At 73.2% G+C, this 23389-nt stretch carries 20 protein-coding genes; 12 read left to right on the top strand and 8 right to left on the bottom strand.

Going from position 1 to position 23389, the window contains the following annotated elements:
* Positions 1–25: 25 nt before the first annotated feature.
* From ACZ8ZB_RS09030 to lgt, 9 genes are all read left to right on the top strand, one after another.
* Positions 26–667 carry a TIGR02234 family membrane protein gene (locus ACZ8ZB_RS09030; RefSeq protein WP_470737175.1) on the top strand — a complete coding sequence of 214 codons (642 nt, stop codon included), beginning with the start codon at positions 26–28 and terminating at the stop codon, positions 665–667.
* 157 nt (positions 668–824) lie between these two features.
* Positions 825–1076, top strand: coding sequence for an HGxxPAAW family protein (locus ACZ8ZB_RS09025; protein ID WP_085573147.1), 252 nt, complete (start codon positions 825–827; stop codon positions 1074–1076).
* 75 nt (positions 1077–1151) lie between these two features.
* A complete protein-coding gene (locus tag ACZ8ZB_RS09020; protein WP_470737174.1) occupies positions 1152–1589 on the top strand; it encodes a DUF2752 domain-containing protein in 438 nt (145 codons plus the stop codon).
* Between the two features lie 120 nt (positions 1590–1709).
* Positions 1710–2519, top strand: a complete 810-nt coding sequence (gene trpC / locus ACZ8ZB_RS09015; protein ID WP_030820704.1) for an indole-3-glycerol phosphate synthase TrpC — start codon at positions 1710–1712, stop codon at positions 2517–2519.
* Positions 2520–2539: 20 nt separating this feature from the next.
* A complete protein-coding gene (gene trpM, locus ACZ8ZB_RS09010; protein ID WP_470737173.1) occupies positions 2540–2740 on the top strand; it encodes a tryptophan biosynthesis modulator TrpM in 201 nt (66 codons plus the stop codon).
* A gap of 64 nt (positions 2741–2804) precedes the next feature.
* Positions 2805–4088, top strand: a complete 1284-nt coding sequence (gene trpB / locus ACZ8ZB_RS09005) for a tryptophan synthase subunit beta (RefSeq protein ID WP_470737172.1) — start codon at positions 2805–2807, stop codon at positions 4086–4088.
* Positions 4085–4900 (top strand): tryptophan synthase subunit alpha, encoded by an 816-nt coding sequence (gene trpA, locus ACZ8ZB_RS09000; protein ID WP_470737171.1) that lies wholly within the window; start codon positions 4085–4087, stop codon positions 4898–4900. The genes trpB and trpA overlap by 4 nt, the downstream gene beginning before the upstream one ends.
* 98 nt (positions 4901–4998) lie before the next feature.
* The gene (locus ACZ8ZB_RS08995; protein ID WP_470737170.1) at positions 4999–5778 is read left to right on the top strand and encodes a DsbA family protein; all 780 of its coding nucleotides are present in this window, start codon (positions 4999–5001) and stop codon (positions 5776–5778) included.
* 93 nt (positions 5779–5871) lie between these two features.
* Positions 5872–6888 carry a prolipoprotein diacylglyceryl transferase gene (gene lgt, locus ACZ8ZB_RS08990; RefSeq protein ID WP_470737169.1) on the top strand — a complete coding sequence of 339 codons (1017 nt, stop codon included), beginning with the start codon at positions 5872–5874 and terminating at the stop codon, positions 6886–6888.
* Positions 6889–6980: 92 nt separating this feature from the next.
* Here lgt and ACZ8ZB_RS08985 read toward each other — a convergent pair whose 3' ends face one another.
* Genes ACZ8ZB_RS08985 through ACZ8ZB_RS08960 form a run of 6 tightly spaced genes read right to left on the bottom strand, consistent with a single transcriptional unit; the run spans position 6981 to position 13976 of the window.
* Positions 6981–7811 (bottom strand): HpcH/HpaI aldolase/citrate lyase family protein, encoded by an 831-nt coding sequence (locus ACZ8ZB_RS08985; protein ID WP_470737168.1) that lies wholly within the window; start codon positions 7809–7811, stop codon positions 6981–6983.
* A complete protein-coding gene (locus ACZ8ZB_RS08980) occupies positions 7808–9019 on the bottom strand; it encodes a CaiB/BaiF CoA transferase family protein (RefSeq protein WP_470737167.1) in 1212 nt (403 codons plus the stop codon). Before ACZ8ZB_RS08980 ends, ACZ8ZB_RS08985 begins: the two co-directional genes overlap by 4 nt.
* Positions 9016–10518 (bottom strand): ADP-ribosylglycohydrolase family protein, encoded by a 1503-nt coding sequence (locus ACZ8ZB_RS08975; RefSeq protein ID WP_470737166.1) that lies wholly within the window; start codon positions 10516–10518, stop codon positions 9016–9018. Before ACZ8ZB_RS08975 ends, ACZ8ZB_RS08980 begins: the two co-directional genes overlap by 4 nt.
* Positions 10506–11687: an ADP-ribosylglycohydrolase family protein gene (locus tag ACZ8ZB_RS08970; RefSeq protein WP_470737165.1), complete on the bottom strand. Its 1182-nt coding sequence runs from the start codon at positions 11685–11687 to the stop codon at positions 10506–10508. The genes ACZ8ZB_RS08975 and ACZ8ZB_RS08970 overlap by 13 nt, the downstream gene beginning before the upstream one ends.
* Positions 11688–11694: 7 nt before the next feature.
* Positions 11695–12975 (bottom strand): ADP-ribosylglycohydrolase family protein, encoded by a 1281-nt coding sequence (locus tag ACZ8ZB_RS08965; protein WP_470737164.1) that lies wholly within the window; start codon positions 12973–12975, stop codon positions 11695–11697.
* Positions 12972–13976, bottom strand: coding sequence for an ADP-ribosylglycohydrolase family protein (locus ACZ8ZB_RS08960; RefSeq protein WP_470737163.1), 1005 nt, complete (start codon positions 13974–13976; stop codon positions 12972–12974). Before ACZ8ZB_RS08960 ends, ACZ8ZB_RS08965 begins: the two co-directional genes overlap by 4 nt.
* Positions 13977–14235: 259 nt before the next feature.
* Between ACZ8ZB_RS08960 and ACZ8ZB_RS08955 the strand changes: the two genes are divergently transcribed.
* From ACZ8ZB_RS08955 to ACZ8ZB_RS08945, 3 genes are all read left to right on the top strand, one after another.
* Positions 14236–14967 (top strand): VIT1/CCC1 transporter family protein, encoded by a 732-nt coding sequence (locus ACZ8ZB_RS08955; RefSeq protein WP_470737162.1) that lies wholly within the window; start codon positions 14236–14238, stop codon positions 14965–14967.
* Positions 14968–15340: 373 nt separating this feature from the next.
* Positions 15341–19942, top strand: a complete 4602-nt coding sequence (gene gltB / locus ACZ8ZB_RS08950; RefSeq protein WP_470741447.1) for a glutamate synthase large subunit — start codon at positions 15341–15343, stop codon at positions 19940–19942.
* Positions 19935–21398, top strand: a complete 1464-nt coding sequence (locus ACZ8ZB_RS08945) for a glutamate synthase subunit beta (protein WP_470737161.1) — start codon at positions 19935–19937, stop codon at positions 21396–21398. The genes gltB and ACZ8ZB_RS08945 overlap by 8 nt, the downstream gene beginning before the upstream one ends.
* Positions 21399–21521: 123 nt before the next feature.
* Here the strand turns inward: ACZ8ZB_RS08945 and ACZ8ZB_RS08940 are convergent, their stop codons facing one another.
* Positions 21522–22436, bottom strand: a complete 915-nt coding sequence (locus ACZ8ZB_RS08940; protein WP_470737160.1) for a chitosanase — start codon at positions 22434–22436, stop codon at positions 21522–21524.
* On the bottom strand, positions 22433–23359 hold the full coding sequence (locus ACZ8ZB_RS08935; RefSeq protein ID WP_470737159.1) for a rhomboid family intramembrane serine protease: 927 nt from the start codon (positions 23357–23359) through the stop codon (positions 22433–22435). Before ACZ8ZB_RS08935 ends, ACZ8ZB_RS08940 begins: the two co-directional genes overlap by 4 nt.
* Between the last annotated feature and the right edge of the window lie 30 nt (positions 23360–23389).

Below are 23389 nucleotides of genomic sequence, written 5' to 3'. Positions count from 1 at the left end.
CGGTTCGCCCGGGGTTCGGGCGATAGTGGAGGGCGTGACTGCCGTACCCACCCCCCGTTCCGAGGCCGCCGGCTCCGCCCGCAGCGGCCGCCTCAGCCTCGCCGTCGCCCTGCTGAGCGGCGCCCTGGGCGCGGCCGTGGCCCTGCTCGCCACCCGGCAGCAGTGGTCGGAGGGCACCGCCACGGTGGCCGGCGGCGCGTTCCCGCTGACCGCGAAGGGCAGCGACGTCACGGGCGTGCCCGCCGCCCTGGCCGTCGTGGGGCTGGCGGCGCTGGTCGCGGTGTTCGCCGTGCGCCGGGCCGGTCGCCTGGCCGTCGCGGCGCTGCTGGCGCTGTCGGGGGCGGGCACGGTGGTGGCGGCGCTGCTCGGGGCGTCGGACAGCGGGGCGCTCGACGAGAAGGCGGCCCAGGCGTCGGGGGACACGTCCGCGACCGTGGACGCCCTCAGCCACACCGCGTGGCCGTACGCGGCCGCCGCGGGCGGTGTCCTGCTGCTGCTGGCCGGCCTGCTCGCCCTGCGCTACGGCCGTCTCTGGCCGGCCATGTCCGGCCGCTACGAGCGCGACGGCGCCCCGCGCGCACGTCGCAGGCCCGCCTCCGTCGACCCCGACCGCCCCGAGGACCTCTGGAAGGCCCTGGACCGGGGCGAGGACCCGACGGGCGCGTAGCCGCGCCGCCGGGCCGGCGCCCCCGCGATGGGCGGGGGAGGCACGGCCGCCGGTGACCGCGGTCCCGCGCACACCCCCGCTCACCCCCGGCGGGCGCGTGCGGGACAATGGCAGCGAGCGTCCGCTCAGACACGTACACAGCAACGAGGAGCAAGCAATGGCGGGCAGCAGCCACGGTCACACCCCGGCCGCCTGGACCGGTGTCATCATCGCCTTCATCGGCTTCTGCGCCGGTGGCGCGTTCATGGTGATGGACCAGCCCGTGGGCTTCTGGGCGAGCATGGGCGTCGTACTCCTCGGCGGTGTCGTCGGCGCCGTCATGCGCTCGATGGGCATGGGCCAGCCGAAGAGCAACCACCCCGTGCACCAGGTCACCGGCGACCGCGCGCCGGCCCGCGCCCAGGGCTGAGCACGGCGGAGCACTCCGCACGGGGGCGGGCCCGGCACGGTGCCGGAACCGCCCCCGCGCCGCGTCCGGGGCACAATGCACAGCGTGAACGCTCCCACCCCCGGCACGCCCCCCGGCAGGGCGGCCCGGCTGGCCGTCCCCGCGGGGCTGCTCGCCGCCGTCGCCGGGGCCTTCGCCTACGTCGGGGCCGTGGACCCCAACGAGCCCGGTCACTACCCCGCCTGCCCGCTGCTGCGCCTCACCGGCCTGTACTGCCCCGGCTGCGGCGGACTGCGCAGCGCGCACGCCGTCGTCCACGGCGACCTCCCGGCGGCCCTCCAGGCCAACGCGCCCGCCGTCCTCGGCTACGCCGTCTGCGCCGTGCTGTGGACCGTCTGGGTGGTCCGCGCGGCGCGCGGCGGGCCGCCGCTGAGGATCGATCCGCCGCCGGTGCTGCTGTGGTCCCTCGGAGCGCTGCTGCTGGCTTTCACGGTTGTCCGGAACCTGCCGTTCGGCGGCTGGCTGCATCCTTGATCGACCGACGGAATTCCAGGTGGGGGGAGTGGCGTCCACCTGGATGCGAGGCATGCGCCCTGCTGCGGATACCATCGCAGTGACCAGTGAAGACCGACCGTCAGGAAGGGGGCCGCTCGCGTGAGTGTGCTCGACGAGATCATCGACGGAGTCCGTGCCGACCTCGCGGAGCGGCAGGCGCGCGTCAGCCTCGACGAGCTCAAGGAGCGTGCGGCCAAGGCTCCCGCGGCCAAGGACGGCGTGGCCGCCCTGCGCGGCGACGGCGTCAAGGTGATCTGCGAGGTGAAGCGCTCCAGCCCGTCCAAGGGCGCGCTCGCCGCGATCGCCGACCCGGCGGGACTCGCCGCCGACTACGAGGCGGGCGGCGCCGCCGTCATCTCGGTCCTCACCGAACAGCGCCGCTTCGGCGGCTCCCTGGCGGACCTGGAGGCCGTCCGCGCGCGCGTGGACATCCCCGTGCTGCGCAAGGACTTCATCGTCACCTCGTACCAGCTCTGGGAGGCCCGCGCGTACGGCGCCGACCTCGCCCTGCTGATCGTCGCGGCCCTCGACCAGCCGGCCCTGGAGTCGCTGATCGAGCGTGCGGTGTCCATCGGACTCACCCCGCTCGTCGAGGTGCACGACGAGGACGAGGTCGAGCGCGCGGTCGACGCGGGCGCCAAGGTCATCGGTGTCAACGCCCGCAACCTCAAGACCCTCGAGGTCGACCGGGGCACCTTCGAGCGGGTCGCCCCCGAGATCCCCGACACCCTGGTCAAGGTCGCCGAGTCCGGCGTCCGCGGCCCGCACGACCTCATCGCCTACGCCAACGCCGGCGCCGACGCCGTCCTGGTGGGCGAGTCCCTGGTCACCGGCAAGGACCCCAGGACGGCCGTCTCCGACCTGGTGGCGGCGGGCGAGCACCCGGCACTGCGCCACGGCCGCGGCTGACATCCCGGAGACCGGCCCCGATGACCCTCTCCCGCCTCGCACGTGGCTGCCGGCCCCGAGGCTGCCGTGCCCCCGCCCGCAGGGTGCACGGTCGCAGGGTCCGCTACGTGATCGGCGACGAACCCGGGCAGGTCAACGGGCGGCGATGGCGACGCGCCCCACAGGGGCGCGGGGCTGCACCGGACATGCGACTCCGTCGCGTGAGCGCGACCGGCCGGTGACCGGCCGACCACCCCGCCCCCACGGCGATCAGTGCCCGACACACACTCACCGTGAGGTACACGCATGCCCAGCACCTTCTTCATCCCCGATCCGGAGGGGCGGATCCCGAGCCCCGAGGGGTACTTCGGGGCCTTCGGCGGCAAGTTCATCCCGGAAGCCCTCGTCGCGGCGGTCGACGAGGTCGCCGTCGAGTACGACAAGGCCAAGCAGGACCCCGGGTTCGCCCGGGAACTCGACGACCTCCTGGTCAACTACACCGGCCGCCCGAGCGCGCTCACCGAGGTCCCCCGTTTCGCGGAGCACGCCGGCGGAGCAAGGATCTTCCTCAAGCGCGAGGACCTGAACCACACCGGCTCGCACAAGATCAACAACGTGCTCGGCCAGGCCCTGCTCACCAAGCGGATGGGCAAGACCCGCGTCATCGCCGAGACCGGCGCCGGCCAGCACGGCGTGGCCACCGCCACCGCCTGCGCCCTCTTCGGGCTCGACTGCACGATCTACATGGGCGAGATCGACACAGAGCGCCAGGCCCTCAACGTGGCGCGGATGCGGATGCTCGGCGCCGAGGTCATCGCCGTGAAGTCCGGCAGCCGCACCCTGAAGGACGCCATCAACGAGGCGTTCCGCGACTGGGTCGCCAACGTCGACCGCACGCACTACCTCTTCGGCACCGTCGCCGGACCGCACCCCTTCCCGGCCATGGTCCGCGACTTCCACCGCGTCATCGGCGTCGAGGCCCGCCGCCAGCTCCTGGAGCGCGCCGGGCGCCTGCCCGACGCCGCGATCGCCTGTGTCGGCGGCGGCTCCAACGCCATCGGCCTCTTCCACGCCTTCATCCCGGACGCCGGCGTACGCCTCATCGGCTGCGAGCCCGCCGGACACGGCATCGAGAGCGGCGAGCACGCGGCCACCCTCACCGCGGGCGAGCCCGGCATCCTGCACGGCTCCCGGTCGTACGTCCTGCAGGACGACGAGGGCCAGATCACCGAGCCGTACTCGATCTCGGCCGGTCTGGACTACCCGGGCATCGGACCCGAGCACTCCTACCTCAAGGACAGCGGCCGCGGAGAGTACCGCGCGGTGACCGACGACGCCGCCATGCGGGCCCTGCGCCTGCTGTCGCGCACCGAGGGCATCATCCCGGCCATCGAGAGCGCGCACGCCCTCGCCGGCGCCCTGGAGGTCGGCGAGGAGCTGGGCGAGGACGGGCTGATCGTCGTCAACCTGTCCGGGCGCGGCGACAAGGACATGGACACCGCCGCCCGCTACTTCGGGCTGTACGACACCGACGCCGAGGTCGCCGCCGACGAGGCCGGCACCGCCGAGATCGAGGGGGACGCCAAGTGAGCGGGAACATGCGGCTGCTGGACGACACCCTCGCCGCGGCGAAGGCCGAGGGCCGCTCCGCCCTCATCGCCTACCTCCCGGCCGGGTTCCCGACCGTGGACGGCGGCATCGAGGCGGTCAAGGCAGCCCTGGACGGCGGCGCCGACGTCGTGGAGGTGGGCCTGCCGCACAGCGACCCCGTCCTCGACGGCCCGGTCATCCAGACCGCCGACGACATCGCCCTGCGCGGCGGCGTGAAGATCGCCGACGTGATGCGCACGGTCCGCGAGGCCCACGCGGCCACCGGCAAGCCGATCCTCGTCATGACCTACTGGAACCCCATCGACCGCTACGGCGTCGAGCGGTTCACCGCCGAGCTGGCCGAGGCGGGCGGCGCCGGGTGCATCCTGCCCGACCTGCCCGTCCAGGAGTCGGCGCTCTGGCGGGAGCACGCGGAGAAGCACGGGCTCGCCACGGTCTTCGTGGTCGCGCCCAGCAGCAAGGACGAGCGGCTCGCCGAGATCACCGCGGCGGGCAGCGGCTTCGTCTACGCCGCCTCCCTGATGGGCGTCACCGGCACCCGTGAGTCGGTCGGCGCCCAGGCCGAGGACCTGGTGCGGCGCACCCGCGCCACCACCGGCATCCCGGTCTGCGTCGGCCTCGGCGTCTCCAACGCCGCCCAGGCCGCCGAGGTCGCCGGCTTCGCCGACGGCGTGATCGTCGGTTCCGCCTTCGTCAAGCGGATGCTGGACGCCCCCGACGACGCGGCCGGCGTCGAGGCCGTCCGCGCGCTCGCCGGCGACCTGGCCAAGGGCGTACGCCGACAGGTGTGACCGGCCGGGGTGTCCGCAGGCAGTCATACGGATCCCTCGTAAGGGTGGTCCTGGGACCGGGGAGGCGCTGTGCGCCTCCCCGGTTCGTTCTGCGGGGTGTGAGCGAGAAGAACCCTGAGGGAAAGCGCACCGCCCGGGAGCGGCTGGCGGTCGAGCGTGAGAAGCGGAAGACGGCGGAGAAGCGACGCCGTGCCCTGATCGTGGGCGCGAGCGTGCTCTGCGTCCTGGGGCTCGCGGCGGTGATCGGTGTCATCGCCGCCAACTCCGGCGGGGACGAGGAGAGCGAGGCGGCCGGTCCCGTCGTGGCGCCCTCCGGGGCCCTGGGCAAGGACGGCCTCGTCATCCCGGTCGGCAAGGAGGACGCCAAGGCCACCCTCACCGTGTGGGAGGACTTCCGCTGCCCGGCCTGCAAGGTCTTCGAGCAGAACTACAGCCCCACCATCCACGAGCTGACCGACTCCGGCCGGCTGAAGGTGGAGTACCACCTGGTCACGCTGATCGACAACGGCATGGGCGGCACCGGTTCCCGCGACGCGGCCAACGCCGCCGCCTGCGCCCAGGACGCCGGGAAGTTCGCCGCGTACCACGACGTGCTGTTCGAGAACCAGCCGATGGAGAGCGACGACGCCTTCGCCGACGACGACAAGCTGATCGAGCTGGCCGGCAAGGTCGACGGACTCGACACCCCCGCCTTCCGCGCCTGCGTGGAGGACGGCACGCACAACAGCTGGGTCGCCAAGTCCCACGAGGCGTTCCAGAAGAGCGGCTTCAGCGGCACGCCGACGGTGATGTTCGACGGCAAGGACATCAACCAGGACCGCTCGATGACCCCCGAGAAGTTCAAGCAGATGGTCGAGGAGGCCGACAAGGGACGGTGACGCCCCGTACCGACCGTCCGACGGTCCTGTTATGGAGCCGTAGCCGGGCTGCCCGCCGTGCGGCCGGTCCGGCACGGTAGCGTCGACCCTGCCATGGAACTTGCCTACATTCCCAGCCCGTCGAGCGGGGTGCTGTACCTCGGCCCCGTCCCGCTGCGCGGCTACGCGTTCTGCATCATCATCGGCGTCTTCGTTGCCGTCTGGCTCGGCAACAAGCGCTGGATCGCCCGGGGCGGGCGGGCCGGCACGGTGGCCGACATCGCTGTCTGGGCCGTGCCCTTCGGTCTGATCGGAGGCCGGCTCTACCACGTGATCACGGACTACCAGCTGTACTTCAGCGAGGGCCGTGACTGGGTGGACGCCTTCAAGATCTGGGAGGGCGGTCTCGGCATCTGGGGCGCGATCGCGCTCGGCGCGCTCGGCGCGTGGATCGGCTGCCGCCGCCGTGGCGTTCCGCTGCCCGCCTACGCCGACGCCATCGCGCCGGGCATCGCCCTCGCCCAGGCGATCGGCCGCTGGGGCAACTGGTTCAACCAGGAGCTGTACGGGCGGTCCACCGATCTGCCCTGGGCGCTGGAGATCACCTCCTCCACCGACGGGCGGGTACCGGGCACGTACCACCCGACGTTCCTGTACGAGTCGCTGTGGTGCGTCGGCGTGGCGCTGCTGGTGATCTGGGCCGACCGGCGGTTCGAGCTCGGGCACGGGCGGGCGTTCGCGCTGTACGTCGCCGGGTACTGCACGGGGCGGTTCTGGATCGAGTACATGCGCGTCGACGAGGCGCACCACATCCTCGGGCTGCGGCTGAACAACTGGACGGCGGTCCTGGTCTTCCTGCTCGCGGTGCTGTACATCGTGCTGTCGGCGCGGAAGCGGCCGGGGCGGGAGGACGTGGTGGAGCCGGGGGCCTTCGGCGGTGAGGACGGGTCCGGCGCCGGGGCCGGCTCCGACGGGGCCGAGGCCGGGGAGAAGGACGAGAAGGATGCTCCTTCGCTGAAGAAGGACTCCTCGGACTCCTCGGACTCCTCGGACTCCTCGGACTCCGGGGGTTCCGGAGGCTCCGGGGGTTCCAAGGACAAGGACGGGGCCGGGTCGGCGAAGAAGGGCTGACCGCCGCCTGCTGTACCGCGCCGAGGGCGTCCGGGGTTCTCCGGGCGCCCTCGGTCCGTGTGGAGCGGGGGAGCGAGGAGCCGGGGGACCTGTCAGGTCCTGGTGGTCAGGGACAGGGTTCTCCGGGCCGCCCGCACTGCTGCCGTGTCGATGAAGGTGCCGTCGGGGAGGGCCTGGGCGCCCGGGGTCATGGCCGCTGCCTTGACGACGGTCTCCGCCTGTTCGACCTCCTCCTCCGTGGGGAGGTAGGCGCGCTCGATGACCGGCAGCTGGCGGGGGTGGATCGCGGCGCGGCCCAGGAAGCCCAGGGCGCGGCCGTGGGCGCAGGAGGCGCGCAGGCCGTCCAGGTCGCGGATGTCCGGGTGGACGGACTGGGCGGGCGGGGCGAGGCCCGCCGCCCGCGCGGCGACGACCACCCGGGAGCGGGACCAGTCGAGTCCCGCGTCGTCGCGCACGCCCAGGTCGGCCCGTAGGTCCGCCTCCCCGATGGCGATACCGCGCAGGGACGGGTGGGCGGTGGCGACGGCGTGGGCGCGCTCGATGCCGAGGGCCGACTCCAGGAGGGCGTACAGGGGCAGTGGACCGCCGCGGGCGGACACGGCGCGCCGGGCGACGCGTACGACCTCGGACGGGGACGACACCTTGGGGAGGCGCAGGCCGGACAGGCCGGGGGCGGGCGCGACGGCCGCGAGGTCGGCGCGGGCCCAGGGGCCGGACAGGGCGTTGACGCGGACGTGGACCGCAACCGGCTGCGGGTCGCGCAGCAGCTCGGCGGTGGCGGAGCGGGCGTAGGCCTTGCGGTCGGGGGCGACCGCGTCCTCCAGGTCGATCACCACCACGTCGGCGCCGGAGGCGAGCGCCTTCGCCACCACGGGAGGACGGTCGCCGGGGGCGTACAGCCAGGTCAGGGGGAAGCCCGTCACAGGGCGCCCTCCGCGCGGAGCTCCGCGAGGTCGTCGGACGCGAGGCCCAGCTCGGTGAGGACCTCCTCGGTGTCCGCGCCGTGCGGGCGGCCCGCCCAGCGGATCGCGCCCGGGGTGCCGGAGAGCCGGAAGAGCACGTTCTGCATGCGCAGCGGGCCCAGCTCCGGATCGTCGACCGTGGTGATCGTGTCCAGCGCCTGGTACTGCGGGTCCGTCATGACGTCCCGTACGTCCTGGACGGGGGCGACGGCCGCCTCCGCCTTCTCGAAGGCCGCCAGGACGTCGGTGCGGGTGCGCCGGGAGATCCAGCCGCCGACCGCCTCGTCCAGGACGTCCGCGTGCCGGGCCCGTTCCTCGCCGGTGGCGAACCAGGGCTCGTCGATCAGGTCCGGCCGGCCCACCAGCACCATCACGCGCTCGGCGACCGACTGGGCCGAGGTGGAGACGGCGACCCAGGTGCCGTCGGCGGTGAGGTAGGTGCCGCGCGGCGCGTTGTTCTGGGAGCGGTTGCCGGTGCGGGGCTGGACGTGGCCCAGCTGGTCGTACCAGGTCGGCTGGGGTCCGAGTGCGGTGAGGATCGGCTCGATCAGCGCCATGTCGACGACCTGACCCTCTCCCGTGCGGTCCCGTCCGGCCAGCGCGGTCATGACGGCGTACGCCGTGGTCAGGCCCGCGATGGAGTCCGCCAGGCCGAACGGCGGCAGGGTCGGCGGGGCGTCCGGCTCCCCGGTGATCGCGGCGAAGCCGCTCATCGCCTCGGCGAGGGTGCCGAAGCCCGGACGGTGCGCGTACGGGCCGAACTGGCCGAAGCCGGTGACCCGGACCAGGATCAGCCGGGGGTTGGCGGCGGACAGCTCGGGCCAGCCCAGGTCCCACTTCTCCAGGGTGCCGGGGCGGAAGTTCTCGATGACGACGTCGGCGGTCCCGGCGAGGCGCAGGAGGGTGGCCCGGCCGCCGGGCTTGGACAGGTCGAGGGTGATGGTGCGCTTGTTGCGGCCGAGCATCTTCCACCACAGGCCGATGCCGTCCTTCGACGGGCCGTGGCCGCGGGAGGGGTCCGGTCTCCTCGGATGCTCGACCTTGACCACCTCCGCGCCGAAGTCGCCGAGCAGGGTAGCGGCGAGGGGGCCGGCGAAGAGGGTGGCGAGGTCCAGGACGCGCAGGCCGGTCAGCGGGGGACCGGAGGGGGCGGGGTGATACGGCGTCATGGGCGGGTGGCCTCCAGGTGGGTCAGTCGGGCCAGGGTGTCGAAGCCGGTGCCGTGGAAGCCGCCGACCGAGGTGGCCAGGCGGTTCTTCAGCGGGGCCGTCCAGCGTTCGGGGAGCGCGCGGGGCGAACCGGCGAGAAGGGCGGCGACGCTGCCGGCCGTCGCGCCGTTGGAGTCGGTGTCCCAGCCGCCGGACACCGCACGGCAGACGGAGCCGGTGAAGTCGCCGTCGGCATGGGTGAGGGCGGCGGCGATCAGGGCGGTGTTGGGGACGGCGTGCACCCAGTGGTGGGTGGCGGCGTAGGTGGCGTGCAGGACGTCGACGACGGTGTCGAAGTCGGTGTGCTCGTGGGCCAGCCGAACGGCCCGGCGGACGGCCAGGGCGAGCCGGGAGCGGGGCGGCACGACGGTGAGGCCGGTGCGCAGACAGGCGTGGACGTCGTGGTCGCCGGTGGCGGCGGTGGCGATGACGGCCGCGGTGAACATCGCCGCGTAGACGCCGTTGGCGGTGTGGGTGAGGGTGGCGTCGCGGTGCGCCTGCTCGGCGGCGGCGGCCGGGTCGCCGGGGTTGGTCCAGCCGTGCACGTCCGCGCGGATCAGGGCGCCGATCCACTCGCGGAAGGGGTTGTGGTGGCGGGCGGTCAGCGGGGGTTCGATTCCGCTGAGGAGGTTGCGGTAGGCGACGCGTTCGGCGGTGAAGACGCGGCCGGCGGGGAGCTCGTCGAGCCAGACGCGGGCCACGTCGGTGGGGGTGAAGGCGCGGCCGTGGCGCTGGAGGACGAGGAGGGCGAGGAGGGGGTGGTCGAGGTCGTCGTCCTCGGGCATGCCGTCGATGTTCTCGGCGAGGGAGGTGGCCGCGGAGCGGCGGTTCCAGGGGTACCTGGCCAAGAGGTCCTCGGGGACGCCGCGGGCGGTGAAGTAGGTGGTCAGGGGCCAGTTCCCGGTGGCCCGGGCGAGCCGACGGATGCCGGTGAGGGGGAGCTTCTCCACCGGTTTGCCGAGGAGGCAGCCGGCTGCTCTGCCGAGCCAGGCGGCTTCCAGGCTCGCGGGGTGGGGTGCTCGGGGGGTGGTTGCGCGGACCGGCGCCCCCGGGGCGCCTTCCCCGGCGCCCGTCCTCCCCCGCTCTCGGCTCCGCTCGCGCGGGGGGACCTCCATCGCCCCCAAGGGCGCCTCCCGGGCCTTTCGGGCTCCGGGGGAGGCACGACCGTCCGCAGGAACGGGCCAGTGGGGGCACAGGGATCTGATCCGGGGCAGGTCGGTCGGTTCGTCGTCCGCCAGCTTGCTGGGGAGGTCGGCCAGTTCGTCGAGGAGGTCGGTGGCCAGGAGGCGGAGGTAGGGGGAGGCGGGACGGGGGGAGGCGCCCGCGGTGAGAGGGGCCTCGGGGCCGCCCGCCGCGCGCCAGCGGGCGGCGACGGCCGAGGGCTCGCGGCCGTCCTGGGCCGCCTGGCGCAGTTCGTGGCCGATCAGGTCCTCCGGCTGGACCCAGGTCAGTCGGAGCATCCGGGGCCTCCCAGCTTCGCGAAGGCCCGCTCGTGGGCGCGGCGGCGGTCCACGTCGCGCGCGAAGACCTCGCGGGTCACGGCGGTGAGGACGGCCGCCGGTTCCCACAGGTCGAGGCGGCTGGCCTCCGCCACCGTCTTGGCCCAGTCCTCGGGGACCGGTGAGCCGAGCGCGCCGGCCACCGCGCCGGCCATCGTGGCGATGGAGTCGCAGTCGCGGCCGTAGTTCACCGCGCCGAGGACCGCGTGCCGGAAGTCGCCCCCCGCCACCACCAGCATGCCCAGCGCGACCGGGAGTTCCTCGACGGCGTGCAGCCGGGACGGGCGGCGGGCGCCCAGGGACGGGGAGCGGTAGTCGGGGCCCACGGTGTCGTACGGCGTCACCGCCTCCCGCAGCGGACCCAGCGCCGACTCGAAGTCCGTGTGCCGCGACGCCGCTTCGCAGACCTTCTCGATCGCCTCCCGTGTGCCGTCCTTCGCCGAGGACAGGCACGCGGCGACGACCGAGTCCGCCGTCGCACCCGGCGCGCACGCCGCCGCCACGGCCGCCGCGAAGACACCGGCCGCCTCCCTGCCGTACGACGACTGGTGCGCGCCCGCGACGTCCAGCGCCTCGGCGTACGCGGCGGCCGGGTGGGCGGCGTTGACCAGGCCGACCGGGGCCATGTACATCGCGGCGCCACAGTTGACGATGTTGCCGGCGCCGGCCTCGCGCGGGTCGGCGTGGCCGTAGTGCAGGCGGGCCACGAGCCACTTCTCGGCGAGGAAGATCCGCTGCAGCGGGAGCGCCTCCGCCTCCAGTTCCGGGATCCAGCGCGGGTTCGTCATCAGGTCCGGGACCAGGTGGTCGGCGACGGCGTAGGCGTCCAGGTGGTCGCGGACCGTCGCGTACACCCGGATCAGCGCGTGGGTCATCAGGGTGTCGTCGGTGACGTGGCCGTCGCCCTTGTGGTACGGCGCGATGGGGCGGGCGGTGCGCCACGCGGCGCCGTTCCACGGGCCGACGACACCGTGTACGCGTCCGCCGTGGCGCTCGACGATCTGCTCGGGGGAGTAGCCCTCGACCGGCCCGCCGAGGGCGTCGCCGACGGCCGCTCCGACGAGGGCGCCGGTGATCCGCTCGTCCAGGGGCAGGCCCCGGCCGCCGTTTTCTTCCTCTTCACGCGTCATGCCCGAATCATCCCTCCAGCGGGGCCGGCTGTGCGGCTTCCAGGAGTCCGGCGAGTTCCACCAGGTCCGTGCCGGTGAGCCGGGGGAGTACGCAGCCGGAGAGGGTGCGGCAGCTCTCCCGCCACGTCCCCGGGATCGCGGCCCCGCCGCCCAGCGCGCCGGTGAGCGCGCCGACGAGCGCCGGGGCGGAGTCCGCGACCCGGGACAGACAGGCCGCCGCGGGGACCGCCTCCGCGATCCGGCCGCGGGCGGCGGTGGTGAGGGCGAGGGCGACGGGGACGGTCTCGGCGGCGGCGACGCCGTAGCTGTAGACGTGGTCGACGATCTGGTGCTCCAGCGGCGGTACGAGGGCGAAGGCGCTGTCGGCGTCCGCCGCGAGCTTCAGGGCGTGCCGGGCGTTGCGGCCGATCTCGGTGTCCTCGGGCAGTTGGGCGCAGGCCACCGCCACGCAGGTGTGCGGGTCCGCGCCGGCCAGCGCGAGGGAGACGGCGGCGGCCATGGCGCGGGCGCCGTGCACGCCGTCGCCGTCCTGGGTGTAGCGGGCGTCGAACTCGGCGAGGTCGGCGGCGGCACGTGGGTCGCCGGGGTGGGCCACGGCCAGGACGCAGGCGCGTACGCAGGCGGCGTCGTCGAAGTAGTGCGGGTTGTCGTGGCCGGTGGCGGGCGGGCGCAGACCGGTGGCGAGGTTGCCCAGGCCGGCCCGGACGGAGATGCGGGCGCGCAGGGGGAGGACGGCGGACTCGGTCTCGGGGGCCCGTTCGGTGGCGGCGGCGATCTCGGCGGCCACGGAGCTCCAGGTCAGGTCGATGGCGGCACGGGTGCGGCGTTCCCGGCTCAGGTCGCCGAGGGCGGTGTCGTCGCCGGCGCGCAGGACCGCTTCGGCGGCGAAGGCGGCCCACTCGGCGTCGTCGGAGGGGCCGAGGCGGAGGGGCTCGGAGGGCTGGTTGAGGGCGATCGGGACGGGGAGGGTGGTGGTGGCGTTCCGTTCCGCGAAGGTGTCGAGTTCCCGGGTCAGGCGTCGTGTCCACTCGGGCATGCGGGCGGCTCGGTGGCGAGCGGCCGGCCAGCCGGCGGCGTCGCCCGCGGCGAGGCCGAGGAGGAGGCCCTCGATCCCCGCCCGCGGCGGGGCGGGGCGTTCGGCCCCGGCTTCGCCTTCGGCCCGGATGTTCCCGCCTGCGCCGCCCGTGCGGCTCTCGTGGCCGGGTGCGGGCGGCCCCTGTGGGGCGGACCCGCCGTCGGCGGCCGCGGGCGGGGTGGGGTTTCCGGCGGGGGGTGTCGTGGTGGTCATGTGGGGATCTCCGGAGTCAGCAGGTCCGCGATGTCCAGGACGTGGTGGCCCGCCATGGCCGGGAGGCAGGTGCCGCGGGCCGGGGCGATGGCGGACGACCAGGCCGGCGGGATGGCCGCGGCGCCCCGGGTCGCGCCCGCCAGGGCGCCGGCCACCGCCGCCGTGGTGTCGGCGTCGCGGCCCATGTTGACGGCGGTCAGGACCGCCTGCTCGAAGTCGCCGTCGGCCGCCGCGTAGGCGCCGAAGGCGAGGGCGACCGCCTCGGGGGCCAGGTCGGTCCACGGGTAGCCGCCGATCACCACCGCCGCGCGGACCGCGCGTTCGCCCAGGTGGGCCGCGGTGACGGCGCGGCGCAGCGAGCGGGCGGTCCAGGAGTCCTCCGGCACCACCGCCAGGGCCGAGGTCACCACCGCGACCACCGGGGCCCCGGCCATCGCCGCCGCCACGCCCGCCGCGACCGCCTGGCCGCCGTAGATGCCCTCGCCGTCGTGGCTGACCGAGCCGTCGACCGCCGCCAGTCGGGCCGCCTCGTCGGGACGGCCGGCCGCGAACACCCCGTGGGGCGCCGCCCGCATCGCCAGCCCGTCGCTCCAGGCGTGCCGGTGCTGGGCGGAGATCGGCGCGGCCAGTCCCCGGCGCAGGTTCTCCAGCGTGCCGCGCTCGCTGAAGCCGGCGCCCCGGAAAGGCCCCTCCGCGCGGTCCGCGATCCACTCGTGCCAGGCCGCCTCGACGTGCGCCGGGGTGAGCGCGGAGCCGTGCCGGGCCAGCAGCAGGCCCGAGAAGATCGCGTACTCGGTGTCGTCCGTGCCCGCCGGGTGCTCCGCCACGTATCCCGTGATGCGGCCCCACCGCGCGCGGATCTCGGAGGGCTTCATGTTCTCGGCCGGCGCGCCCAGCGCGTCACCGACGGCCAGGCCGAGCAGCGCGCCGCGCGCCCGCTCCCGGCGCCCGAGGGTGTCCCCGGGCGCCGGGACGGAGGGGATGCGGGCGGTCGGTGCCATACGCGGCTCTCCTCTCAGGGGCGCCCCGAGAGGCGCGGAGCCCTTTGCGGATCTGTCCCCGGCGCGGTGTCCGGTGCAGCCTCACGGGTCTCAGCGTCACCCGGTCGACATCTGCGCGCCCATCCACACATACGAGCGAGATCTGCAAAACCGCAGGTTAGCCCAGCCTTTCCTTGCTGGCGGGAGGGGATCAGGAGGCATACATTGGGTGTTGTCGAAGAATAGAATCTGTCCAAAGAAGAGTGTGGGGGACACAGGCATGGCCATCATCGAGACCGGGGCGACGCTGCACGAGGCGCACCGCGACAACCACACGCACCGGGACGTGAACGGCGGCTGGCTGCGCCCCGCCGTGTTCGGCGCGATGGACGGACTGGTCTCCAACCTCGCCCTGATGACCGGTGTCGCCGGCGGGGCGGTCGGCCAGCAGACCATCGTGCTCACCGGCCTCGCCGGTCTGGCCGCCGGCGCCTTCTCCATGGCGGCCGGCGAGTACACCTCCGTCGCCTCCCAGCGCGAGCTGGTCGAGGCCGAACTCGACGTCGAGCGACGGGAGTTGTACAAGCACCCCAAGGACGAGGAGGCCGAGCTCGCCGCGCTCTACGAGGTCCGCGGCGTCGAGCCCGAGCTGGCCCGCGAGGTCGCCCGGCAGCTGTCCAGGGACCCCGAGCAGGCGCTGGAGATCCACGCCCGTGAGGAACTCGGCATCGACCCCTCCGACCTGCCCTCGCCCGCCGTCGCCGCCGTGTCCAGCTTCGGCTCCTTCGCGCTGGGCGCCCTGCTGCCCGTACTGCCGTATCTGCTCGGTGCGAGCAGCCTGTGGCCCGCCGTGCTGCTGGCGCTGCTCGGCCTCTTCCTGTGCGGCGCGGTGGTCGCCAAGGTGACGGCGCGGAGCTGGTGGTACAGCGGTCTGCGGCAGCTCCTCCTCGGCGGCGCCGCGGCCGGTGTGACGTACGCCCTGGGCGCGCTGTTCGGAACGGCCGTAGGATGATGCGACTCACGTGTATGCATGAGGCCGCATAAGTAACCGTTACCGACTGGTTTCGAGTGCATGGCCACTGGGCATGAGCCGTAAGCGCTGTGGGCGAGGAGGCCGACGGCGTGCCCCGCGGGGCGGGCGAAGGCGCCCTTTCCCGTCGTCGGACCGGCGGACACCGATCTGTCCGCCCCGGTCCCCACAGCTCCCACCTCCAGGCGCGGAATCCCGCCGCGACCCATAGGGTGTCCGCATGCTGGAACGTGAAATCCCGGTTTCCGAGAACCGCTCCATCGTGTAACCTGCACCAGCTTTTGCTTCTCACGCAGAGGGCCAACGTCGTCCCTCGGCACTTGCCACATGCCACATGACGACGACGGGAGAGCCGATGCGTACGCCGCGCCAGCCGTCCCAGCACTCCACGAACGACCGCCCGAACTGGTCGTTCATGGATGCTCGCCCTGCTGCGCAGGGTATGTACGACCCCCGCAACGAACACGACGCCTGCGGCGTCGGTTTCGTCGCCACCCTCACCGGCGAGGCGTCCCACACCCTGGTGGAGCAGGCCCTCACGGTTCTGCGCAACCTCGAACACCGTGGTGCCACCGGCTCCGAGCCGGACTCCGGTGACGGTGCCGGAATCCTCTCCCAGGTTCCCGACACCTTCTTCCGGGAGGTGGCCGGATTCGAACTGCCCGAGGCCGGCGGCTACGCCGTCGGCATCGCCTTCCTGCCGGAGGACGGCGCCGACGCCGCCGTCGCCCGCATCGAGGAGATCGCCGCAGCCGAGGACCTGACCGTCCTCGGCTGGCGCGAGGTGCCGGTCGCCCCCGACCTGCTCGGCGCCACCGCCCGCTCGACGATGCCGGTCTTCCGGCAGGTCTTCGTCACCGCCGGCGAGAGCCGGGGCATCGACCTCGACCGCAAGGCGTTCGTGCTGCGCAAGCGCGCCGAGCGCGAGGCGGGCGTCTACTTCCCGTCGCTGTCCGCGCGGACCATCGTCTACAAGGGCATGCTGACCACCGGCCAGCTCGAGCCCTTCTTCCCGGACCTGTCCGACCGCCGCTTCGGCTCCGCGATCGCGCTGGTGCACTCCCGGTTCTCCACGAACACCTTCCCGTCGTGGCCGCTCGCGCACCCGTACCGCTTCGTCGCGCACAACGGTGAGATCAACACCGTCAAGGGCAACCGCAACTGGATGCGCGCCCGCGAGTCCCAGCTGGTCTCCGGCCTCTTCGGGAGCGGGGAGAAGAACCTCGAGCGGATCTTCCCGGTCTGCACGCCCGACGCCTCGGACTCCGCATCCTTCGACGAGGTCCTCGAACTGCTGCACCTGGGCGGGCGTTCGCTGCCGCACTCCGTGCTGATGATGATCCCGGAGGCGTGGGAGAACCACGACTCCATGGACCCGGCCCGGCGCGCCTTCTACCAGTACCACTCCACGATGATGGAGCCCTGGGACGGCCCCGCCTGCGTCACCTTCACCGACGGCACCCAGGTCGGCGCCGTGCTCGACCGCAACGGCCTGCGCCCCGGCCGCTACTGGGTCACCGACGACGGTCTGGTCGTCCTCGGCTCCGAGGTCGGCGTCCTCGACATCGACCCGGCGAAGGTCGTCCGCAAGGGCCGCCTCCAGCCCGGCCGCATGTTCCTGGTGGACACCGCCGAGCACCGCATCATCGAGGACGACGAGATCAAGGACCGGCTCGCGGCCGAACACCCCTACGCGGAGTGGCTCGAGGCCGGCGAGATCGAGCTGTCCGACCTGCCCGAGCGCGAGCACATCGTGCACACCCACGCCTCGGTCACCCGCCGCCAGCAGACCTTCGGCTACACCGAGGAGGAGCTGCGCGTCCTGATCGCGCCGATGGCCAAGGCCGGCGCCGAGCCGATCGGCTCGATGGGCACCGACTCGCCGATCGCCGCGCTGAGCGAGCGTCCGCGCCTGCTCTTCGACTACTTCACCCAGCTGTTCGCGCAGGTCACCAACCCGCCGCTGGACGCGATCCGCGAGGAACTGGTCACCTCCCTGCGCTCCTCGCTCGGCCCGCAGGGCAACCTGCTGGAGCCGACCGCCGCGACGTGCCGCAGCGTCACCCTGCCCTTCCCGGTGATCGACAACGACGAGCTGGCCAAGCTCATCCACATCAACGCCGACGGCGACATGCCCGGCTTCAAGGCCGCGACCCTGTCCGGTCTGTACCGGGTGTCCGGCGGCGGCGACGCGCTCGCCGCCCGCATCGAGGACATCTGCGCCGAGGCCGACGCCGCCATCGGGAACGGCGCCCGTCTGATCGTCCTGTCGGACCGGCACTCCGACGCCGAGCACGCGCCCATCCCGTCGCTGCTGCTCACCGCGGCCGTCCACCACCACCTCATCCGCACCAAGCAGCGCACCCAGGTGGGCCTGCTGGTCGAGGCCGGTGACGTCCGCGAGGTTCACCACGTCGCCCTGCTCATCGGCTACGGCGCCGCCGCCGTCAACCCGTACCTGGCCATGGAGTCCGTCGAGGACCTGGTCCGCGCGGGCACCTTCCTTCCGGGCGCCGAGCCCGAGAAGGCCATCCGCAACCTCATCCACGCCCTCGGCAAGGGCGTCCTGAAGGTCATGTCCAAGATGGGCATCTCCACGGTCGCCTCCTACCGCGGCGCCCAGGTCTTCGAGGCCGTCGGCCTCGAGGACGCCTTCGTGGAGAAGTACTTCAACGGCACCGCCACCAAGATCGGCGGCGTCGGCATCGACGTCGTCGCCCAGGAGGTCGCCGCCCGCCACGCCAAGGCGTACCCCGCCTCGGGCATCGCTCCCGCGCACCGCGCGCTGGAGATCGGCGGCGAGTACCAGTGGCGCCGCGAGGGCGAGCCGCACCTGTTCGACCCGGAGACGGTCTTCCGCCTCCAGCACTCCACGCGCTCCGGCCGCTACGACATCTTCAAGAAGTACACCGAGCGGGTGAACGAGCAGTCCGAGCGGCTCATGACGCTCCGCGGGCTCTTCGGCTTCACGTCCGACCGGCAGCCGATCCCCCTCGACGAGGTCGAGCCGGTCTCCGAGATCGTCAAGCGGTTCTCCACCGGCGCCATGTCGTACGGCTCCATCTCCCGCGAGGCGCACGAGACGCTCGCCATCGCCATGAACCAGCTGGGCGGCAAGTCCAACACCGGCGAGGGCGGCGAGGACCCGGAGCGCCTGTACGACCCGGCCCGCCGCTCCTCCATCAAGCAGGTCGCCTCCGGCCGCTTCGGCGTGACCTCCGAGTACCTGGTCAACGCCGACGACATCCAGATCAAGATGGCCCAGGGCGCCAAGCCCGGCGAGGGCGGCCAGCTGCCCGGCCACAAGGTCTACCCGTGGGTGGCGAAGACCCGGCACTCGACGCCGGGCGTGGGCCTCATCTCCCCGCCGCCGCACCACGACATCTACTCCATCGAGGACCTCGCCCAGCTGATCCACGACCTGAAGAACGCCAACCCCCAGGCGCGCATCCACGTCAAGCTGGTCTCCGAGGTCGGCGTCGGCACCGTCGCCGCGGGCGTCTCCAAGGCCCACGCGGACGTCGTGCTGATCTCCGGTCACGACGGCGGCACCGGCGCCTCCCCGCTGACGTCGCTCAAGCACGCCGGCGGCCCCTGGGAGCTCGGCCTCGCCGAGACCCAGCAGACCCTGCTGCTCAACGGTCTGCGCGACCGGATCGTCGTGCAGACCGACGGCCAGCTCAAGACCGGCCGTGACGTGGTCATCGCCGCGCTGCTGGGCGCCGAGGAGTTCGGCTTCGCCACCGCGCCGCTGGTCGTCTCCGGCTGCGTCATGATGCGCGTCTGCCACCTGGACACCTGCCCGGTCGGCATCGCCACCCAGAACCCCGTCCTGCGGGACCGGTTCTCCGGCAAGGCCGAGTACGTCGTGAACTTCTTCCGGTTCATCGCCGAGGAGGTCCGCGAACTCCTCGCCGAGCTGGGCTTCCGCTCCATCGAGGAGGCCGTCGGCCACGCCGAGGTGCTCGACGTGACCCGCGCGGTGAACCACTGGAAGGCGCAGGGCCTGGAGCTGGCCCCGCTGTTCCACGTCCCCGAGCTGCCCGAGGGCGCCGTCCGCCACCAGGTCGTCGCCCAGGACCACGGTCTGGAGAAGGCGCTCGACAACGAGCTGATCAAGCTCGCCGCCGACGCGCTCGCCGCGTCCGGCGCCGAGGACGCCCAGCCGGTGCGCGCCCGGGTCGCCATCCGCAACATCAACCGCACGGTCGGCACCATGCTCGGCCACGAGGTGACGAAGAAGTTCGGCGGTGCGGGCCTGCCCGACGACACCATCGACATCACCTTCACCGGTTCCGCCGGCCAGTCCTTCGGCGCCTTCGTCCCGCGCGGTGTCACGCTGCGCCTGGAGGGCGACGCCAACGACTACGTCGGCAAGGGCCTGTCCGGCGGCCGGATCGTGGTCCGCCCGGACCGCGGCGCCGACCACCTCGCCGAGTACTCGACCATCGCGGGCAACACGATCGCGTACGGCGCGACCGGCGGCGAGCTGTTCCTGCGCGGTCGCACGGGCGAGCGGTTCTGCGTCCGCAACTCCGGCGCGCTGGTCGTCTCCGAGGGCGTGGGCGACCACGGCTGCGAGTACATGACCGGCGGTCACGCGGTCGTCCTCGGCGAGACGGGGCGCAACTTCGCGGCCGGCATGTCCGGCGGCATCGCCTACGTCATCGACCTGGACCGGGACAACGTCAACGCCGGCAACCTGGACGCCGTCCAGGCGCTGGACGACGCCGACAGGCAGTGGCTGCACGACGTGGTCCGCCGCCACCAGGAGGAGACGGGCTCCACCGTCGCCGGGAAGCTGCTCGCCGAGTGGGACACCGCCGTGCGGCGCTTCAGCAAGATCATTCCCAGCACGTACAAGGCAGTGCTCGCCGCCAAGGACGCCGCCGAGCGAGCCGGTCTGTCCGAGACCGAGATCACCGAGAAGATGATGGAGGCGGCGATCAATGGCTGATCCGAAGGGCTTTCTGAACCACGGCCGCGAGGTCGCCAGGTCCCGTCCGGTCGAGGAGCGCACGAAGGACTGGAACGAGGTCTACGTCCCCGGCTCCCTGCTGCCGATCATCAGCAAGCAGGCCAGCCGGTGCATGGACTGCGGCATCCCGTTCTGCCACAACGGCTGTCCGCTGGGCAACCTCATCCCCGAGTGGAACGACTACGCCTACCGCGGGGACTGGGGCGCCGCCTCCGAGCGGCTGCACGCCACCAACAACTTCCCGGAGTTCACCGGCCGCCTGTGCCCCGCTCCGTGCGAGTCGGCGTGCGTGCTCGGCATCAACCAGCCGCCGGTCACCATCAAGAACGTCGAGGTCTCGATCATCGACAAGGCGTGGGAGGCCGGCGACGTCGCCCCGCGGATCCCCGAGCGCCTGTCCGGCAAGACCGTCGCGGTCGTCGGCTCGGGCCCCGCGGGCCTGGCCGCCGCCCAGCAGCTCACCCGGGCCGGCCACACGGTCGCGGTGTACGAGCGCGCGGACCGCATCGGCGGCCTGCTGCGCTACGGCATCCCCGAGTTCAAGATGGAGAAGCGGCACATCAACCGCCGCATCGAGCAGATGCGCGCGGAGGGCACCAAGTTCCGCACCGGTGTCGAGATCGGCCGCGACATGCCGGCCACCGCGCTGCGCAAGCGGTACGACGCGGTGGTCCTCGCCGTCGGCGCGACGACCGCGCGCGACCTGCCGGTGCCGGGCCGGGACCTCAAGGGCATCCACCAGGCCATGGAGTACCTGCCGCTGGCCAACAAGGTGCAGGAGGGCGACTACGTCTCCCCGCCGATCTCGGCCGAGGGCAAGCACGTCGTGGTGATCGGCGGCGGTGACACCGGCGCCGACTGCGTGGGCACCGCCCACCGCCAGGGCGCGGCCTCCGTCACCCAGCTGGAGATCATGCCCCGTCCGAACGAGGAGCGGGACCCGGTCTCCCAGCCGTGGCCGACGTTCCCGATGCTCTACAAGGTCACCTCCGCCCACGAGGAGGGCGGTGAGCGGGTCTACTCCGTCTCCACCACCCACTTCGAGGGCGACGAGGACGGCAACGTCCAGTGGCTGCACCTGACCGAGGTCGAGTTCGTCGACGGCAGGCTGACCCCGAAGCCGGGCACCGAGCGCAGGATCCCGGCCCAGCTGGTCACCCTCGCCATGGGCTTCACCGGCACCGACCGGGACAACGGCCTGGTCGAGCAGTTCGGCCTGGAGCTCGACGAACGCGGTAACATCGCCCGTGACGCCGACTTCCAGACCAACGTGCCCGGTGTGTTCGTCGCCGGTGACGCCGGCCGCGGCCAGTCGCTCATCGTGTGGGCGATCGCGGAGGGCCGCTCGGCCGCCCGCGGCTGCGACCGCTTCCTCACCGGGGCGAGCGAGCTGCCGGCCCCGATCCGCCCGACGGACCGCTCGCTGATGGTCTGACGAGCGGTGCACAAGGTGACCTGACGGTCCCTCGCACACGTCCCGTACAACGGCGTACGGAACACAGGATGGCGCCTGCCCGCCAGTCCCCGACCGGACGACTGGGCAGGCGCCTCCGCATGTTCAGGGAAGCCTGTAGTGGTTCCCGTACATCTCCCACGCCAGCGGGGTGTCCAGGTCCAGGTTCCCGGCCTTCAGGAACCGGCGCTGGGCGGTGTCGACGCGGGCGGTGTCGCGGTCCGGGTACCGGGCCAGCATGGCCTCGCGGCGGATGTCGAGGAAGGCGTCCAGGTACGCCTCCTCGGAACCGCCCGCGGCGGGCGTCTTCGCCTGTTCCAGCGTGCGCTCGCGCAGGGCGTAGAAGCCGTCCGCGTCGGTGTCGGGGCCGTGGAAGACCATCGCGTCGAAGTAGACGAACTGGCCCAGCGTGCCGAGGCCGTCCAGCTTGGCGAGCCGGACCGCCGGGTCGAAGTAGATGCGGTCGCGCTCCGCCTCCTGCGCCTCGCGGAAGGCGGGCACCTCGGCCTCCGCCTCCCAGGCGGCCGGGAAGCCGGGGTCCAGGCCCTCGTGGGAGTCCGAACCGTCGACCTCGCGCAGGGCGGGCAGATAGGACGCCAGCCCGTTGTCCGGGTGGTCCTCGGTGTAGCGCTCGACCAGCATGAGCAGGTCGTGGGTGCCGGTGCAGAAGCCGATGATGCCCGCCGTGTACCCGCAGCCGTCGCCCTCGTCCTCGACGGTCCCGTAGGTGGTGCGCCAGTCGGTGGTCGAGTGCTCGGCGCTCGCCACCAGCTGCTGGGCCAGCTCCTTCTTCGCGGGGTCGGCCAGTCCCGCCGGCAGGCCGGCGACGACCGCGTCGTCCTTCTCCCGCTCCCGCTCGTGCTCCTGCTCGGCCCGGTCCTTGGCGTCCTCGCGAGCCGACTGGGCGGTGGCCGCGGGCGGCGCCGGCGGGGCGTCGGCCGCGTCCGTCGGCATGACGAAGTACACCCCCGTGGCGATCACGGGAACGGCCGCGAGGAACAGCACACCGGCACGTTTCACTGGGGAATACCTCCACCTGTCAGTTCGGACACCTTGACCACCGCCGCCGCCCCCAGCACCACCACCAGCGCCACGCACGCACCCGCCTGCACCGCCGTCCGCCGCCCGTCCCTGGGGGCGTGGGCGAACGCCAGCGCCACCGCGCCGCCCGCCAGCAGCCCGCCGAGGTGCCCCTCCCAGGACGTGACGAGCGCGGAGACCACCAGCCACAGCAGCAGCCCCGCCATGAACCGGTTGACCTGGCCCGTGTCGGCGCCGACGCGCCGGGCCAGCACGTAGTACGCGGCCCCCACCCCGAAGACCGCGCCGGACGCGCCGACCACGGCGTCCCCGGGCGCGACCAGCAGCACCAGCACCGAACCGCCCAGCGCCGACAGCAGGTACAGGGCGAGGTAGTGCACCCGGCCCAGCATCGGCTCGACGACCCGGCCCAGATTCCACAGCGCCACCATGTTCATCACGATGTGCAGGATCCCGAACGTGCCCTCGGTGGGCGGCAGGTGCAGGAACGCGCCGGTCAGCAGCCGGTACCACTCCCCGCCCGCCAGGCCCTCCGGAGTGAAGCCCGCGGGGTACGGGTCGATCCACAGGTAGTGCTCGCCGTCCGGCCCGAGCAGCCCCGCGCCCACCATCGCGAACCGGTCCACGATCTCCGGCCGCGCCAGCTCCGCCAGGTACACCAGCACGTTGAGGACGATCAGCACGTACGTCACGACGGGCACCGCCGAGACCCGGCCGCCCACCAGGGTGCGCGCCTGCCGTACCGAGCGCGCGCCCTCCCTGACGCACTCGGGGCACTGGTGGCCCACGGCCGCCTCGCGCATGCAGTCCGGGCAGATGTACCGCTCGCAGCGGGTGCAGCGGACGTGGCACTCCACCCTGGGGTGGCGATAACAGGTGGTGACGGCGGACTCGGGATCCACGGGCCGGCTCCTCGGGAGGGACGGGACGGA

Source organism: Streptomyces sp. 12E (genome assembly GCF_055633275.1).
This window is presented reverse-complemented; position numbering and strand designations above follow the sequence as displayed.

What these genes read in the sequence shown, in the direction of transcription:
- ACZ8ZB_RS09025 (WP_085573147.1), top strand. Translation starts at nt 825, where the DNA reads ATGGCGGGCAGCAGCCACGGTCACACCCCGGCCGCCTGGACCGGTGTC.
- ACZ8ZB_RS09020 (WP_470737174.1), top strand. Translation starts at nt 1,152, where the DNA reads ATGCACAGCGTGAACGCTCCCACCCCCGGCACGCCCCCCGGCAGGGCG.
- trpM (WP_470737173.1), top strand. Translation starts at nt 2,540, where the DNA reads ATGACCCTCTCCCGCCTCGCACGTGGCTGCCGGCCCCGAGGCTGCCGT.
- trpB (WP_470737172.1), top strand. Translation starts at nt 2,805, where the DNA reads ATGCCCAGCACCTTCTTCATCCCCGATCCGGAGGGGCGGATCCCGAGC.
- lgt (WP_470737169.1), top strand. Translation starts at nt 5,872, where the DNA reads ATGGAACTTGCCTACATTCCCAGCCCGTCGAGCGGGGTGCTGTACCTC.
- ACZ8ZB_RS08980 (WP_470737167.1), bottom strand. Translation starts at nt 9,019, where the DNA reads ATGACGCCGTATCACCCCGCCCCCTCCGGTCCCCCGCTGACCGGCCTG.
- ACZ8ZB_RS08975 (WP_470737166.1), bottom strand. Translation starts at nt 10,518, where the DNA reads ATGCTCCGACTGACCTGGGTCCAGCCGGAGGACCTGATCGGCCACGAA.
- ACZ8ZB_RS08970 (WP_470737165.1), bottom strand. Translation starts at nt 11,687, where the DNA reads ATGACGCGTGAAGAGGAAGAAAACGGCGGCCGGGGCCTGCCCCTGGAC.
- ACZ8ZB_RS08965 (WP_470737164.1), bottom strand. Translation starts at nt 12,975, where the DNA reads ATGACCACCACGACACCCCCCGCCGGAAACCCCACCCCGCCCGCGGCC.
- ACZ8ZB_RS08960 (WP_470737163.1), bottom strand. Translation starts at nt 13,976, where the DNA reads ATGGCACCGACCGCCCGCATCCCCTCCGTCCCGGCGCCCGGGGACACC.
- ACZ8ZB_RS08955 (WP_470737162.1), top strand. Translation starts at nt 14,236, where the DNA reads ATGGCCATCATCGAGACCGGGGCGACGCTGCACGAGGCGCACCGCGAC.
- gltB (WP_470741447.1), top strand. Translation starts at nt 15,341, where the DNA reads ATGCGTACGCCGCGCCAGCCGTCCCAGCACTCCACGAACGACCGCCCG.
- ACZ8ZB_RS08945 (WP_470737161.1), top strand. Translation starts at nt 19,935, where the DNA reads ATGGCTGATCCGAAGGGCTTTCTGAACCACGGCCGCGAGGTCGCCAGG.